The organism is Streptomyces sp. NPDC088817 (assembly GCF_044750345.1).
In the GTDB taxonomy this organism is placed as follows: domain Bacteria; phylum Actinomycetota; class Actinomycetes; order Streptomycetales; family Streptomycetaceae; genus Streptomyces.
This window is the reverse complement of record NZ_JBIVJN010000012.1, coordinates 228905-244328: the sequence shown is the minus strand read 5'-3', so window position 1 is coordinate 244328 and position 15424 is coordinate 228905. Positions and strand designations below refer to the sequence as shown.

Here is a 15424-nt window from a genome sequence, read left to right as displayed (position 1 = left end):
GGGGCGCGAGAACCATGCCGTACGACGTCGAGAAGCCGGACGAGCAGTGGCGGGCCGAGCTGAGCCCGGCCGAGTACACCGTGCTGCGCCAGGCCGGAACGGAGCCCGCCTTCGTCGGTGAGTACACCGACACCAAGACGAAGGGCGTCTACTCCTGCCGCGCCTGCGGCGCCGAACTGTTCACCTCCGGCACCAAGTTCGAGTCCCACTGCGGCTGGCCGAGCTTCTACGATGCACGCAACTCGGATGCGGTGGAACTGGTGTCCGACCGTTCACACGGGATGGTGCGGACCGAGGTGCGGTGTGCGCGGTGTGGGTCGCATTTGGGCCACGTGTTTGAGGGGGAGGGGTATGCGACCCCGACCGACCAGCGGTACTGCATCAACAGCATTTCGCTGCGGCTGACGCCAGACGAGGACTGACAGTCCTTCATCGGCGGCGTACCTCAGGGGGCGAGAGGGATCGGGTCTATGGCACGTCCTCAAAGGGGCCAGAACCCGGCGTATAGCCTGACTCACCTGCCGCAAGCTGCGGTTTTACGTTGGAAAGGGCCTCTGATCTGCTACGGAGGCCCTTTCCGGTCTTTCGCGGGCTTACCCCGTTAGGCGGCGGAAAGTTGCTCGAGGCCTGTAGAACTCCACGTATCCCCCCGCCGTCGCCTTCCCCGCCCCAGCTGTTCAGCAGAGCGCAGACTTCCGGCTTTCAGAAGGCTGGTGCAGGAGTGGTGGCTACACGGCCCCCGACCTGTACCGCCAGACGGCATGTTCCAGTCCGCCTTGGTCGTGCCCGATAACTGCGGCGGCTTCCTCGTACACGGCTCGCAGCTCCTCGTAGCAGAGGTGCGGCACGCCGGCATCCGCGGCGAAGGTGCGTAGATGTACGTCGACGGCGACCTGCGAACGGCCGACGAGATTGCTGATGTAGTCGACGCTCTTTGGTCCCACCCCTTTCACAGTGCGTAGAGCGGCGCGATTGGCCTGGTGGTCGAGCCATGCGTGGAGATCGTCGCGGGTGTCGACCTCCTTGGCAGCCAGCAGGTCAGTGATGGCGTGGGCTGTCGCGATCTTCTGGGAGTGGTTGAAGTTCATGGCGACGGCGAGGTCTTATGTGGCGAGTCGTCTCTGGAAGCCGCGGAGTGTGACCGGCTGTTCACGGTGGTGCAGCCGGCGGGCGGCGGCGCGGACGCCGGGGTCGGCGTCGGTGAGGAGCGCGCGGCGCTCGTCGGCGTCGAGGTCCGGTCAGGCCGCGGGGTAGGCGGACCGTCGGACCTGAGACTCGGGGTCGGTGAGGAGGGCGCGGGCCACGGTGACTGGCAGGCCCGTCAGTGCGGCGGCCTCGGCACGGACACGCGGGACGGGATCGGCGGCGAGACGTTCGTAAGCGGCGGTGGTGAACGTTGCGCCGTAGTCGACGGTGACGCTGACCAGGGCCCAGCGGCGGCGGTCGTTCTCCTCGGAGAGGACGAGGCGGCTCCACTGGCCGGGCGTCAGCTGGTTGGTACCGGTGTCGACCAGCGCGCTGCGCACTTTCCAGTCCGGGTGGACGATCAGCTGGTCGATCAGGTCGGCGGGCAGCTCGCGGCCGTAGTACCTCCCGGTGCGTACCACGAGGTCGAGCCGGAGGTCATCGGGCAGAGAGGCGTTGGACAGAAGCCCCACCGCCCACCGCTCCCATGTCTGCTGTGAAATCCGGAGCCTGAACAGCCCGTCCCAGGCCGCTTCCCGCTCCTTCTCGCTCTCCTCCCGCGCCAGTCTCAGGGCCCGTTGTTCCTGGTACGCAGGGACATCGTCGACCACGATCAGCCAGATCTCGTATTCCTCGGTGGTGACGCCGATCAGCGTCTTCCCGTCCGAGGAGAGCGTCATGAACTCCGGGCAGCGGGGCTGATTCCGCAGGACCTCGGCGAGCCGCCAATCCTTCCCGAGCCGGACCCGGAAACAGCCGCCGTGCCCCAGCGTGACCAGGAAGCCGCCGTCCTCGCCGAACAGCCCGTGCGCGGTGGCCAGCCGGAACCACTCCGCGTCGGTGTCGGCGAACGGATCGGTGGCGTCCAGTTGTACGACAGCGGTCGGTCCACCTGGTGGCCTGATTGGCAACGGGCGGAACAGCTCCGTCGCACAGCCCGACTTGTCCGTCGGTACGGCCCCACCTTGGCGAATGTCCCAGGTGGGGCCGTTTGGCGTTGGGCAGGTTCGATCCCCGGCGGTGCGTGGGTTGGCGCCGGGGCGGCTTTGCTGGCGAGTCGGATCTTGGCGGGTATGCAAGCGGTGCTGCCTGTCCGCCGAGGTGCGGGGCCGTGTTACCGGCCGGGGGCGCAGCGCAGGCGCAGGCCGTGGCCCACGATGCGGAAGTAGTCCCTGCCTCTGGGCGAGACCGGATTGGGTAGTTCGAACAAACGGCGGGACGTGGGGTCCAGGGCTGAGGTCACGAGGAGGATGCGGTAGCGCGTGGTGGAGGCGTGCGCGGTCGCCGCGCGGTGCTCCGAGGCCCCCAGCTCGAACTCGTACTCGCCATCGTCCGGTGATCCCGTCCAGGCGCCGGACAGGGCCTTCACCTCGTAGAACAGCGAGGTCTTGCGCCAGGAGACCTCGAAGTCGTAGCCATGGGCGTCCGAGGCGGCTGCCCTTTCGCCGGGGCTGCCGAGAAGAGCGGCATAGCCCGAACGCCAGTGAACGACCTGGTGTCTGCGGTTCAGCCAGGCGCGCGCCACGACCTCGCCCACCAGGCCGATCGCCTCCCGCTGGTCGTCCGTGGGGCGGGGGACACGCGGGAGACCGAGGCCGGCAGCGGTGGAGCGGGCGCTGTGAAATCGAGCGACCGACGTCATGGGCGTGAGCCGTGTCGTCGCGGGTTGATTCAGCAGGGCTTCGTCGATGCTGCTGTGCGCCAGCTCGGCGATCCGGGCCAACTGGTCGCGGCCGACGGGGATTTCGGTGTTGCCGATGGCAATCGTGGGTGTGGACAGGGTGGCCCCACCAGATCGCCGGCGCGTCGAGGCGGCCAGATCCGCCGGGGACAGACCGAGCCGGGCCGCGTCGGCGGTCAGGGGCATGGCCGGGGGCCAGCCCAGGCTTCGGGAGATGGCCCGCAGCAACTGAACATCGGTGAGGATGAGCAGGTCGGCCAAGCCGGAGCGGTCAAGGCTGTCCTTGGCGTGCATGAGAGGTGCCTGCAGCCAGGCTGCGGGCACCGGCACCTCGTGGACGCGACACCACGCCTTCACCAGCGGGACGAGGCCGGGGACGAGAGCGTCGAGCCCGGCGGCGTTGGCCGCTCGGAGTTCCCCCACCGGCTTGAGGGCAGGACGGTGCGGGCCGTCCTCGCCCAGCTCGTCCGAAACGCCTTCCTCGCATCCTTGAGCGCGCAGCCACGCGCGGACATGCTCGCGCATGATCGTCGTCGTCGGCACCCTGAACAGGGGCAACCACGACGGGTCGGGGGCCAGTCCTTCGAAGTGACGTGCCCGGGCGTACCCGGACACGTCGTGGCCGTTCGCGGCCAGGGGGGTGTAGTGCTCCCTCAGCCGGTCCAGGATGGTGCCGGCATGGGCGCGCACGAAGTCGTCGAAAGCCCGCTCGTGCAGATCGGGATGGGCCAGGGGGCGGTAGGGCGGGCCGATCGCTTTGAGCGCGGCGTTGAAGGCACGGAAGTCGAGGCCGAGAGCGTCTCGCAGGTCGGCGAGGGAGCGGTGCTCGTGGATGAGGTCCAGCAGTTCGCGGGCGGGGATCCGCGATGTGGCCCGATACCGGTCGATCACATCGAGCAGCGCCTCCTCGGAGCGGCAGCGGCGCAGGTCGTCATCCACGGCGGCAGCCCGGTCGGGGCCCGCCGCGCAGACCAGGACAGGTCGCAACCGACGTACGAGTGTGGTGAGTTCGCCAGTGAGCCCGCGGCGTACCTCCGCGACCTTCTCCTCAGTCGTGTCGAGCGCGAACGCGAGCGTGCGGTCGTCCACGTCCGTGACGTCGTCCGGTGGTGTGCCGCCGAGCTGCTGCTGCACCTTCATCAGAGCCAGTTCGAGCGCGTCCTGCAGGGAGGGGTTGCCGAGAAGCTGGGCCACAGCCGGCGCGCATGCCTGGAGTTCGCTACGACCGTCGTCACCGGTCCACACCACGACAGTGGGGTGCTCCGGATGCGGCAGGGCCAGGGCGCGTGCTGTTGGCGGGGGCGCCGCAGGGTGGCCGGCGACCAGGATCTCGACCTCCTCGGTTGACGCGACGCGGATGAGGTGGAGCAGGTCCAAGAGGCTGCGGACCCGTTGTTCGCTGCGCCGTGTGAACGCTCCCGACTTCAGTTCCAGCACGAGTGCGACGAGGGTGACCAGCCACTCCCTGTCGTCCGTGAGCAGCGGTCGGCCGCTGGTCGGGGTGATCAACTCGCCGTCTGCGGCGCGGACGTGGAATTCCGTCGTGGAAAGCCTGCGAACGGGTACCCCGCGTCGCTCCAGTAGCCGCGCGATGTCCTTGCCGTGCTCGGGAGCGGCGACGAGAACGGGATGCCCGGCCAGCTCGACCAGGGATTCCTTCAGCGGGGCGACCTCGTCGATGATGTAGACGGCGCGTGCGCCCGAGTCCGCGGGCTCCCCACTCTCCTCGTCGATGTCCGCGTCCGACACCGCGTCCGACACCGCGTGCGCGCGCAGCGCGCTCCCCTGTACCACGGCCAGACGCACGGTCTCCTCGTCGTCCCAGGGCCATGTCCCGGAGGCAGCCGCGTGTTGCCACGCCTGCCGGTAGTGCCTCTTGAATCGGGCGGCGAAACGGCCCGGCACATGGCCGTCGGCCAGGAGTATTCCGAGGTACTGCACCGCCGCAGCCGAGTCGCCGGGCTCGTCCCACAGACGCAGTCCCAGCCTGCGCAGCCGTTCCAGTGTGCGTTTCTCACCGAGCAGACGCCGGACCGGGAGGGGAAGTTGTGGGACGAAGGGCGGAAGCTCGGCGTCGCCGCTGTACCAGGCCCGGCTGGGCGCGACGAAGGAGAGGTGGCCCTCCGCGCTGTCCTCGACCGGCAGCCAGGGCATGTGGCGGAGGAAGGAGGCCACAGGGGTGGGCCAGGTGTGCGGGTCCTGGTAGTTGCTGTGCCGGGCGCTCGGGCGGCGAACGCCTACCGTGAGCGCGCTCTCGGGCCATGTCCGCAGCCCGTGCAGGATCATGTCGGCGAACAGACGGCGGCTCGCGTCGTTGAGCTCCTCCACCGCCTCCAGACCCGGCAGGTGGGACACTCCCCGATCGAAGGCGTAGGGCGTATAGGGGTGGTTGCCTGACGACCATCCCTGCCGTACGTCCCCGTCCCAGGCCTTGGCGACGGCGCCGGAGAGCGGAAAGCGGCGGGCGAGGCGCCACGGCTGCAGTTCCCTGCCTTCGTACGACGGGAACGTGACTTCTGCGAGGGGCAACCCGTCGCGCACGCCGATGTTCAGCAGGAACTCGCGCCACGTCTTGGGAACCGTCACTCGCACGGGCCAGCCGTCGGGGGCGGCTGTCAGACGTTGGCGCAGCGCGGCCAGTTCGGGGACGGCGCTGCCGCCCGTGTCCAGGAAACGCGTGAGCAGTTGGGCGCCCTCGGTGCCCCACTGCGGAGACATCAGGCAGTCGGCCGCCTTGGCCCAACCGCCGTCCCGCACGGGCACCCGGAAACCGATGGCGGCGAGTCGTCCGCGCTGAGCCTGGCCGAGGTGCGGGTACTGACGGTAGGCGAAGACCAGGGCATCTCGGCAGAGCGCGGCGGAAGGCCGGTGGGCGAGCAAGTCACGCAGCGCGTCCAGGATACGGTCGATCTGGTACGGGCGGATCAGGCGATTGCCTTCGAGGAAACCCTGGCCCGACGGACGCCAGGCGATGCCGGGATGCGTGAAGACGACGCGTCGTCGCAGGGCTCGCAGGTCGCTCGGGACGCGGGCAGCCGCGTCCGCGCCGGATCCTTCCGGCGCGAAGAAGACGCTCTCCTCCTTCCTTCCCGAGTCGGGCTCGCCGCCCAAGGTCCTCCGCAGTTCACCGTTGTGGTCGAGGACGATCTTGCGGTTACGCAGCTCGGTGCCGCCTTCCGTCCGGAAGGCCTGAGCCAGGTCGTCGTAGAGGTCGGCCCATTCCAGGCCCACGCGAGCCGCTGTCCCACGGTGCAGATTCGCGGCCAGGTGCTCGGCCCATACGGCCTTGGTGCGCGCCGTCGCCCGCATGAGCTGTCCGTCGAGCAGCTTGGTATGCAGGGCGTCGATCCTCTTCTGGCGTACGGCTCCCACACCTGGGTCCACGATCCGGGCGCCGGTGGCGGCCAGCGCCGTTGCCGTCATGACCTTCCACGGGACGCCGTCGTCGGGCCAGGCGAAGGACTCCCGCAGGGAACCCCACCCGTCCTCGTCGGTGCCGGCGAGGGGAACCACCGTTTCGTCGGCCAACGCGCCGTTCGCGGCGGCGTTGATCCGGTCGAGCCGTGTCCAGGACACTGCGTCGGGCACCAGGCGTACAGCGAGGGTCCGGGGAGCGTGGGCGCGCAGGTGCCGCGCGGTGTCGAGACAGAGGGCGGCCAGCTCGTCGAAGAGGAAGTCGTTGAGTGCCACCGAGTCATTGAGGTGCAACCGGGCCATCTTCGTGAAGAACGGCGCGTGTGCGTGACCGGGAAAGCGCGAAGGGGTCTCGGTCCCCATGGGCAGGAACGTGTACATCAAGCCGTCATCGAGGTCGCGGTCGAGGCGTAGCGCGATACCCACCCATGTGTCGCCCTGCCAGTTTCGCCACTTCTTGTGGATCTCGTCGCCCGAGATGCTCCGCTCGATGGCCGTGTGCAGCGTGTCGGCGGCGACGCTCCTACGTGCCAGCAGATAACGGCCGGCCTCGTTCAGATCCACCTCGGTGATCCATCCGCCGTCGGCCACCGCGGTGGCCCAGGACGGCTGCCGCTCGGATCGGGTCAGCACATGACGCTCCGTGTCTGCCTCGCCGTCCCGCTGCGTCTCCACGGTCAGGGCGGTGATCCGGTCGAGGAAGAGCAGCAGCGGAGCCTGCGCACGTACCAACCCCACGACTTGGTCGAGCGCCGCGGCGACGGCGTTCTCCGTGTGGAGGGGAAGGCGGACCACCGTCGAGAATCCCTGCGCGGCGAACTCGTCGAGGGCCGGGTCCGTGACGTTGGCGGGCACGGGCAGCGCCAGCGGCGACACCTTGTCGATCACCCATGAGGCAGCCTCGGCGTCTTTCACCAGGGCGTGCACGTCTTTCGGGGTCGCGAAGCGGAAGCAGAAACCGTCGAAGCCGACCGAGCCCGCATCGGACTTGGAGTAGATCTCAGGCCAGTCGGTCAACTGGAGCACGCTGCGAAAACCGAGCCCCTTGTTGCCGATGCCCTCGCCAGGCCCTTTACCGGACAGCCCGAATTCGATGATCTGCCGGAAGTTGTCCTCGGTGAACCCGGTGCCGTCGTTCGCCACGTAGAGCACTCCTCGGTGCTCTACGTCTCCCTCGGGGCCGGGCGTGCCCAGATCGAGCAGGACGCCGATGCGCCCTTGGCCGTCCGGGCCGATGGCATCGTGCCCGTTCTGGATCAGCTCCACCAGGGCGCGCCCCGCGTATTCCTGGGCCATTTCCTCGCTGAGCTCCTTGAGGCTCTCGGAGAATCGCCAGTCGCTGCCCGCCCGTTGGGCCAGCTCGATGCGACGCTGGGTGAGTGCGGTGATGGTGTTGTCGTTGGCGGGCAACGCTTTCCCCTTCGGCCCAGGCCAGCACTGATGACCAGCGCCTGCTTGATGGCTGATTCCTTCTGCGGAGCATCGGTCGCGGATCGTTGAGAGGCGACGGAATCCGGCCAAGCCGCCTCTACTGGGATCCCGCAGGCCAGGGTCGTGCGTGTGCCTGCTCGCACACCGCATCTCGTACGACCAACGCATGCGTGTTGGACCGGGCCGACCGAAAGTTGTTCGACTGCCTCTGCGATTGTCAGCCCCACGTGATACGGGCGTTGCGGTGCCGGCCTACTGCTGCCGCGCGTGCTGGGGGCGCAGCGGCAGCCCACCAGGCGGGCCGATCAGCGGCAGCCTCGCCCCGGTATTCAATGATCGGCATGGTGGGAGCCTACGCTGGCATGTGGTGCCAGTAGTTGGCGAACCTGGGCCTTCAGGCGACGCCCGGCGAAAGTCGATGTGCCGCGTTCGAAGGCGAGACGCCTGGTGGAGCGGGGCTCCCACTCTGTCAGCGATGAGCCCTTGGCCGCAGGTTCGAGTCCCAGGCAGGAGCCGCAATCAAGGGCTGGTCGTGACGCACCCCCTGTGACTTGCAGAGATTCGCTCGTTGTGACTATGTCGATGCATCTGCCGAAAACGCGAGTTGAATGACATGGTGATTACGGCCCCTGCAATTCTCGCACTGCGCAGGTTCGAACCCCCGGCGGGGGACACAGAACATGGGAACGGGGGGAGCCGGTGGTCGGGAGTGGGCAGCTGGTGATCGAGACGGTTGTCCGGTTGGAGCGGTAGGCGGTCGCGGCTTCACCATAGGTTTTTGGCCGGGGCGGGAGCTGTGGTCAAGGGCGGGGCTGTCGCCCAAGACGTGGCCTTCCGCGCTGGGGCGTCGCTCCGTCTTGCGCGCAAGCAGCCCAGCCCCGTTGCAGACCGGCAGAGGGTCTGCGTCGGAGGTCGGCGAGGAGCCCGACGCGTGCGTTGCGTGGCCGGGATACGCGCCCGTGGCAGCTCAGGTCGCTGCAGCCAGGCTCTGCCCGCCTTGCTGCATCCAGGCGATGACGTCGCATACGCGCAGGACGCCGATGTCCTCTCCGATACCCGCCTCGTCGCGAAGATGGACCAGTTGGTCGTAGAAGGCGCCGTTGTCCGCCCGTAGGGCCGCTGCCAGCGAGGCCCAGAAGGAGCGATCGGTCTTCGGCCGCTTGAAGAGTTGCTTGACGCGCCTGTCGTAGACCGGGATCAGGTGGGGGCGCTTGCGGGCCAGGAGCTTGCCCGCGACGACCGGACCGCTGCCGTCGGGCTTGTTCGTTCGGCGTTGAAGATCAAGAGGGACGGCCCGTGGTCAACCCGGGTCCGTGGGGGCGTGGCGTGGTTCTGCCACCCCGTTGGGGGCCGCAAGCCGATGGCGGGGCAGTGGCTATGGTGCGCTGTCATGGACGCTGCTGATCTTGACTACAGGGCCCGGATGTTGTCCGGCTGCATTCCTCCACCGCTGGTCTCCAGGCTTCTTGAGCTGGGGCACGGCAAGGAGGTGAAGTTCCAGGCGGGCCGCGGGGAATGGTTCTGTGCGCGGGAGTGGGCGCGGCTGCTCGGTTACCAGGGACGACAGGCGCAGGCGTTGGATGTGCTCGCTCCATACGTTGCCACGGGCTGGTGGCCGGCTGCCCGGACCCAGGCGGAGCTGTTGGAGAGCTGGGGCCGTGCGGCGGAGGCGATCACGCTGAGCCGGCCGTACGCGGCGTTCGGAGGGAACCCGCTCGAGTTCCTTGCGCGCCTGCTGGCCCGGCAGGAAGGCGGCGACGAAGCGGTCACCTTGCTGAGTGCCGGAATCGAGGACTGGGTCCTTGCCACCGCCCTGGTCGACATCACCGAGGGAATGGGCCGCGACGAGGACATCGCCGCGCTGCTGGCCGCCAGGATCCCCGCCGGGCACCGGTGCGACAGCCCGTGGTGCTGCAGCGGCCTCGACCCGGACACGGCCATCGGCCTGCTCGCCACGGTCCGTGAACGCCAGGGCCGCATCGACGAAGCGATCGCCCTGCTGCACACCCGGAACATCACCTCCGTCAACAACCACGACCAGCTGGCCGATCTGTTGGCGCGGCACGAGCGGCTCGAGGAACTCCGAGCGTACGCGGCGTCCGACGACCACGGGCACGCCTCACAACGCCTCGCCGAGGTGCTGGAGGAGCACGGTGACATAGAAGGCGCGATCGCCGTGTACCGCCAGACGGACGACTCGCCAGTCCACCACCATCACAGCGCGGTGCAACTGGCTCAGCTTCTGACCCGGCACGGTCGCCGTGACGAGGCGATCGAGGTGATGCGCACGCTCGCGGAATCACCTGGCGGCACGCAGGACTGGATCATCGACACGCTGTGCACCCTGTACGCCGACCACGGCCGCGCCCAGGAGGGCCTGGCCTACCTTGACGCCCTCAAGGCGCGCCATGACGGCGAGGAGGAATGGGAGTTCTTCAGGCCGCGGCTTCACCTCATGGCCGCCTGCGGCTGGCTCGACGAAGCGATCGAGCAGGCACAGGCACACCCCCAGGGTGACACCTGGTATGCGGCCTGGACGATTTCCGACCTGCTCGCCGGAGTCGGTCGGACCGAAGAGGCCGTCACCGTACTCGAGCCGTATACCCCCGCCAACAGCCAGGAGCTGGCCCGTCACCTTATCGACCTCGGTCGCGTTGAGGACGCCATATCCCTTCTCCAGCGGCAGTAGGGAACGCTGCCGGGAGACACCTTCGTCACCGCAGAGAGGCGACGGCAGCACAACCGCAGGGAACTCTGCGGGAGACACCCACCCAACCGCTATCGGGAAGAGACACCCCCAGGTTCCGATAGACGGGCTGGACCTATCGCTGGCCGCAGGTTCGAGTCCTGGGCAGGGGCCGCAATCAAGGGCTGGTCGTGACGTACCCTTGCGGCCTGCGGAGATTCGCCCGTCGTGACGATGTCAGTCCATCTACCGAAGACGCGGCTCGGGGGGATGTCCTTTCGCGAGCGTTTTTGAGTCCCCGCCGTGTTCCGGGAGATGGCCGCTCAGCTTGAGGCCGCAAGCCGAGCGGCACAGCGACATGTGGCGCTCTATCGGTCGAAGGACGACCAGATGCTGTGGGCGCGTTTTGCTTCTTCCGCAAGTAGAGCGAGCTTGGGGAACTCGTCGTCGATCATGTCCCAGTCGCAGATCGAACAGCCGTCAATGAGGGCTGTCCACGTCAGGACAAAGTGATCTAGACATTGGCGGATGTGTTCCTGATACGTGACGACATGGCGGCCCTGACGCTGCATGCGCTTGGCTTCGATCTCGGCTTGGTCTGCGGGCATGTGCCGTACGAAGGGGGACGGGACCGGATTCGGTCCATGATCTGGATTGAGGACTCCGGCGCCGCGATTGTGCAGTTCCACGGTCTGGAGGATCAGACTCTCGAAGTCGCTTTTGTGGGCACCTGAGGCCGCCTCCGAGAACTCCCTCATGATCCAGTCCCACTCGTCAGCGCGATCCCGCACGCCATGCCACGGTGTCAACTCCGCGTGCAGCCACCTTACTTTGTCTCCAGTCCGCTGGAGGTGCGCGACATGGGCCTGCCAGTCCGCGATCAGGGACTCGGTGCTTTCACGCTCGTCTTCTTCCTCGTACTCGTGATCAGCCGTCATAATCGATCCTCACCTCGTTCGTCTACTTCGGACCTTACTGGGGCGAAGGAGGGGGCTGGGACGAGCTGAAGGCAGAGTGACAACGCGCGCGGTGAGAAGGACCGGGTTCACAGCGTGCCACGATGGTGCCCCCGCTCGAAGGGATGTCGTCCTACGAGGTCCAGTGAGGCCAGGTCAGTAGGGACGCCAGCTCCTTAATCGGCGGATCCTCCCGCGAACTGGATGCGGTCGAGTAGCTCGCGGGAGCGCACTGCGGCGGGGTGTTCTGGAGGGAACTCGCGCACAAGGCTTCGCAACAAGTCGGCCGCCTCGCCTGCACGATGCAACGCCAACAAAAGGTCGGCGATCTTCTGCCGAAGCGTGACCGCCTCGGAGTCTGGAGCGTCTCGCAACAGGGAGCGATACTCCTTCAGTGCCTGCTCATGCTCGCCGAGTGCTGCCAGGCACAGCGCGATGTGCTGGCGGTATTCACGGAGTTCACTGCCGTCTTTCGCCTCAGCTGCCAAATGCCGGAACGCGCCGAGAGCGCGGCGGAAATCTTCTCCTGCGAGCAGGACACCCGCGTGGATGCGCCGGGTCTCTGGCAAACGCGGGTCGAGTTGATCGGCTTGGTCGAGCAACTCCTCAAGTACATGAGCGGCCTGCGTGAAGCGCCCCTCCTCGAACAGTCGCACCGCTTCCTCCTCTCCCTCCCGGAGGAACGCGTCGGACAGAACGGTGGGCGTTGCGGGGCGCGCCGGTCCAGGGCCGGTGCGTATGGCTGGTCGGCTCTTGGGAGCGAGGGGAGCGCGATAGGGGAGGGTCGGATCCGCCAGGCCGGGCGGGCCCGGCGGTGCGGTACTGGTGCCGGGTGACGGGAGATGGGGGACGAGTCGGTCATGGACGGCATGCGCATCAGCGGGGCGGTCGTCGGGATTCTTCTCTAGGAGGTCCAGGACGAGCCGTTCCAGCTCAACGGGGATGTCGGGCCGTAGGGAACGCAGTGGTTCGGGGTTGTCGTGGACGTGCCGCAGCGCGGCATCGCCGGCTCCGCACAACGCTTTGCGCCCGGCGAGCATCTCGTGTAGGACGCAGCCGAGAGTGTAGAGGTCGCTGCGAGGGCTGACGCCGACACCGAGGAACTGCTCGGGGGCCATGTAGTCGCGGGTGCCGACTGGGCGGCCGGTTTCGGTCAGCTGGGCCGTGTCGGTCCCGAAGGCAGCGGCCACGCCGAAGTCGAGGACCTTCACGGCCCCGTTGCCGTCGATCATGATGTTGCTCGGCTTCAGATCCCGATGAACGACGGGCACGGCGTGCGCGTATGACAGTACGGAGCAGATCTGCGCGGCTACAGCGACCGCCCATTCGACGGGCAGCGGGCCCTGCTGGGCGAGGATGTCCCGTAAGTCCATGCCCCGGATCAGCTGCATTACTACATACAATTCTGCCGCCTTGTCGGGCGAGTCAGCGGCTTGGTTGATGGCCGCGTCGTAGACCGCGGGCACCCCCGGGTGCTCGATCTGCGCCGTTACACGGGCCTCCCGCCGGAACCGTCCGACCAGCACAGCGAGCTCGGCGGGTGTGCGAGCCTTCTCGACGCGGATCTGCTTAATGGCCACGGGCCGGTCGAGGACGATGTCATATCCCTCCCAGACCAGGCCCATGCCGCCGGGCATCGGCAGCGCGTTCAACTCGTACCGGTCGGCGATGCGTCTGGTCCGACCCCTGGTCATGTGGTGGCGTCCTCCCGACGTCATGGGGCACCCGTCTTTCAATGAGAGTACGTCAGGTTCATGCAGAAGCTGGTTGCTGCTCAAGGTGAGTGAAGGTGCCGGGCTACGCTGGCCCAGGGCACAACTCGGGGTGGCAACGAGGAGCTGGGGGAAGCGTGAGCGGTACGGGGCGGGGACCGTCGAGGACGACGAGTCAGGAGCTGCACCAGATAGAGGAGGGACTCAAGCGGGGCTATCAGGGACTCATCGACGAGACCGGACTTGAACAGATGTCGGGCCGCGACCGAGAGCGCGCATGGCTGTCACGGGCAGTAGCAGCGACGGCGCTACGCCGTAAGACCGGCCTGGACCACGAGACGTGTGCGAAGGCTGTCATCGATGGGTACGACGACGGCGGGCTCGACGCAGTCGCGGTCACCGATGGAGCCCAGGTGTGGCTCGTCCAGGCGAAGTGGAACGACCGGGGGAACGCGGGCTTCAATCAGTCTGCGGCCCTCGCGCTGGTCGACGGGCTCAGCTTGCTGGAGCAGCGCAAGTTCGACGTGTTCAACGACAAGCTGCGGCCTTTCACCGCGCAACTGGACTCCGCGCTGGCGGATGCCCGCCTGAAGATCCACCTAGTGATCGCACTCGTTGGGGACGACCCGCTCAGCAAGCACGCTACGGACGTTTTGGACCGCACTGTCGAGGACCATCACGGGCACGGCCCCATGCTCGACTATGAGCTCCTGGGCGCGGGTGAGCTGTTGGAGCAGCTCAAGGACGACCGCTCGCCCGCCCCGGTGGACGTCATCGTGCGGATGCAGAAGTGGATCAAGCGCGATACGCCGTTCACCGCTTTCCAGGGCACCGTTGCGGCTGGTGAAGTGGCCGGATGGTATGACGCATACGGTCACCGCCTGTTTTCGCAGAACATCCGAAACTCTCTCGGCTTGACCCCGATCAACTCGGGCATCCAGAAGACACTGGCCGAAGAGCCCGACAACTTCTGGTATTTCAATAACGGCATCACGGTGCTGTGCGACAGCATCGAAGAGCGCTGGATCGGCCGGCGTCGCCCCGATGAGCCGGTGGACCTGATCTTGGGCAACGTCAGCGTCGTCAACGGCGCCCAGACCGTCACCTCGATACACGAGGCACAGAGCTTGACACCGGACACCGTCGAAGATGCAGATGTCAGCGTCCGGGTGATCGCACTGGGCGACCTCGGTGATGAGCGGGCCACCTACGCGAAACGCATTACACAGACCACCAACACCCAGAACGACGTATCGCTAAGGGACTTCATCGCCCTGGATGACACCCAGGCGCGCATTCGTGAGGACTTCGACCTGTCCCTGGGGAAGCAGTACGTGTACAAGCGTGGCGAGGCCGACCCAGCGCCAGAAGCAGGCTGCTCGGTGGCAGATGCAGCTGTTGCCCTGGCCTGTGCACACCGCACGCCGGAACTGGCGGTTCGCGCCAAGAGGTCGACGGACCTGCTCTGGGAGAGCGGTCGGCTCGGGAACTACGCGCGGTTGTTCGGTGAGGAGCCGAGCGCCTTGCGTATCTGGCGCTGTGTCCTGGTCCACCGTGAGGTCGGCGAGGCGCTGGAACGGCTGCACGAGCAAGTACGTGGCCGGGCGGCCGACACGACGCTCCGCGGCGACCTGCTCGTCAGCCATGTGGTCTTCCAACTCCTCGCCCCCGATCTGGAGGACGTCGACGACCCGAAGTTCGACCTCGCGCCCCTCCTCGCTCGCGTCCCGGACCTGGTCAGACCCGTCGTGGACTGGCTCATCCACCAGATCGACACGGTCTACGGGCCGCAGTCCTTCCTCACCAGCACCTTCACCAACGAGGACCGCTGCAAGGAACTCGTCGGCCTTGTCCTGCCAATGGTGCGGGCGGGGCAGCCCGTTTCGGAGGTCCCCGAGACCTACCAACCGTCCATCCCGCAGCCGCGCCGCCCACGCCGACCGAACGCGGTACCGACCCTGGTGACCGCCCGGCTCCTGGCAGAGGGCACTCCCGTCCAGTACGTACCGCTGAACAGTACGGAAGAGAAGGAGGTACGGGACTGGCTGACCGCCGACCCTCGCAGGGAGCAAGCGAGTTGGACGAACGACCGTTCCAAGCCGCTGGTGTGGGCCTACGACGGCACCTCCTACTCGGCGAGCGGCCTTGTCAACAGGATCTGGGAGCTAGCCGGCTGGGAACAGTCCCCCACTGCTGTGCAAGGGCCGGCACGCTGGGTCGTCGGCGGTAAGAAGTCCCTGTACGACATGGCCATGGAGTGGCTGGCCACCGAGGAAGAGACGGAGGGATGATCGGAAGGTACACGCGGAGAGGCGCTCGGTGGGCATCTGCTGGCGGCCGTCCCTTCGCCGTACCCACG

General features: G+C 67.4%; 8 protein-coding genes and 1 pseudogene. 3 read left to right on the top strand and 6 right to left on the bottom strand.

Features of this window, described 5'->3' with window-relative positions; genetic code table 11:
* Positions 1-14 precede the first annotated feature (14 nt).
* A complete protein-coding gene (gene msrB, locus ACIP4X_RS23090; RefSeq protein WP_401350336.1) occupies positions 15-422 on the top strand; it encodes a peptide-methionine (R)-S-oxide reductase MsrB in 408 nt (135 codons plus the stop codon).
* Between the two features lie 306 nt (positions 423-728).
* Here msrB and ACIP4X_RS23085 read toward each other — a convergent pair whose 3' ends face one another.
* The 4 genes and pseudogenes from ACIP4X_RS23085 to ACIP4X_RS23070 all read right to left on the bottom strand — a co-directional run.
* Entirely contained in the window at positions 729-1088 is a 360-nt protein-coding gene (locus tag ACIP4X_RS23085; RefSeq protein ID WP_401350334.1) for a hypothetical protein, read from the bottom strand.
* Between the two features lie 150 nt (positions 1089-1238).
* Positions 1239-2096 (bottom strand): hypothetical protein, encoded by an 858-nt coding sequence (locus ACIP4X_RS23080; RefSeq protein WP_401350331.1) that lies wholly within the window; start codon positions 2094-2096, stop codon positions 1239-1241.
* A 203-nt stretch (positions 2097-2299) separates the two neighbouring features.
* Positions 2300-7690 (bottom strand): sacsin N-terminal ATP-binding-like domain-containing protein, encoded by a 5391-nt coding sequence (locus ACIP4X_RS23075; RefSeq protein WP_401350328.1) that lies wholly within the window; start codon positions 7688-7690, stop codon positions 2300-2302.
* A 988-nt stretch (positions 7691-8678) separates the two neighbouring features.
* Positions 8679-8966: pseudogene (locus ACIP4X_RS23070) on the bottom strand (DUF6308 family protein); the annotation flags it as partial.
* A 135-nt stretch (positions 8967-9101) separates the two neighbouring features.
* Between ACIP4X_RS23070 and ACIP4X_RS23065 the strand changes: the two are divergent.
* The gene (locus tag ACIP4X_RS23065; RefSeq protein ID WP_401350326.1) at positions 9102-10400 is read left to right on the top strand and encodes a tetratricopeptide repeat protein; all 1299 of its coding nucleotides are present in this window, start codon (positions 9102-9104) and stop codon (positions 10398-10400) included.
* Positions 10401-10765: 365 nt separating this feature from the next.
* Here the strand turns inward: ACIP4X_RS23065 and ACIP4X_RS23060 are convergent, their stop codons facing one another.
* Entirely contained in the window at positions 10766-11335 is a 570-nt protein-coding gene (locus ACIP4X_RS23060) for a hypothetical protein (RefSeq protein WP_401350323.1), read from the bottom strand.
* Positions 11336-11529: 194 nt separating this feature from the next.
* Entirely contained in the window at positions 11530-13131 is a 1602-nt protein-coding gene (locus ACIP4X_RS23055) for a protein kinase (protein ID WP_401350320.1), read from the bottom strand.
* Positions 13132-13202: 71 nt separating this feature from the next.
* Between ACIP4X_RS23055 and ACIP4X_RS23050 the strand changes: the two genes are divergently transcribed.
* The gene (locus ACIP4X_RS23050; RefSeq protein ID WP_401350318.1) at positions 13203-15356 is read left to right on the top strand and encodes an AIPR family protein; all 2154 of its coding nucleotides are present in this window, start codon (positions 13203-13205) and stop codon (positions 15354-15356) included.
* The last annotated feature ends 68 nt before the right edge of the window (positions 15357-15424 follow it).

What these genes read in the sequence shown, in the direction of transcription:
- msrB (WP_401350336.1), top strand. Translation starts at nt 15, where the DNA reads ATGCCGTACGACGTCGAGAAGCCGGACGAGCAGTGGCGGGCCGAGCTG.
- ACIP4X_RS23085 (WP_401350334.1), bottom strand. Translation starts at nt 1,088, where the DNA reads ATGAACTTCAACCACTCCCAGAAGATCGCGACAGCCCACGCCATCACT.
- ACIP4X_RS23065 (WP_401350326.1), top strand. Translation starts at nt 9,102, where the DNA reads ATGGACGCTGCTGATCTTGACTACAGGGCCCGGATGTTGTCCGGCTGC.
- ACIP4X_RS23060 (WP_401350323.1), bottom strand. Translation starts at nt 11,335, where the DNA reads ATGACGGCTGATCACGAGTACGAGGAAGAAGACGAGCGTGAAAGCACC.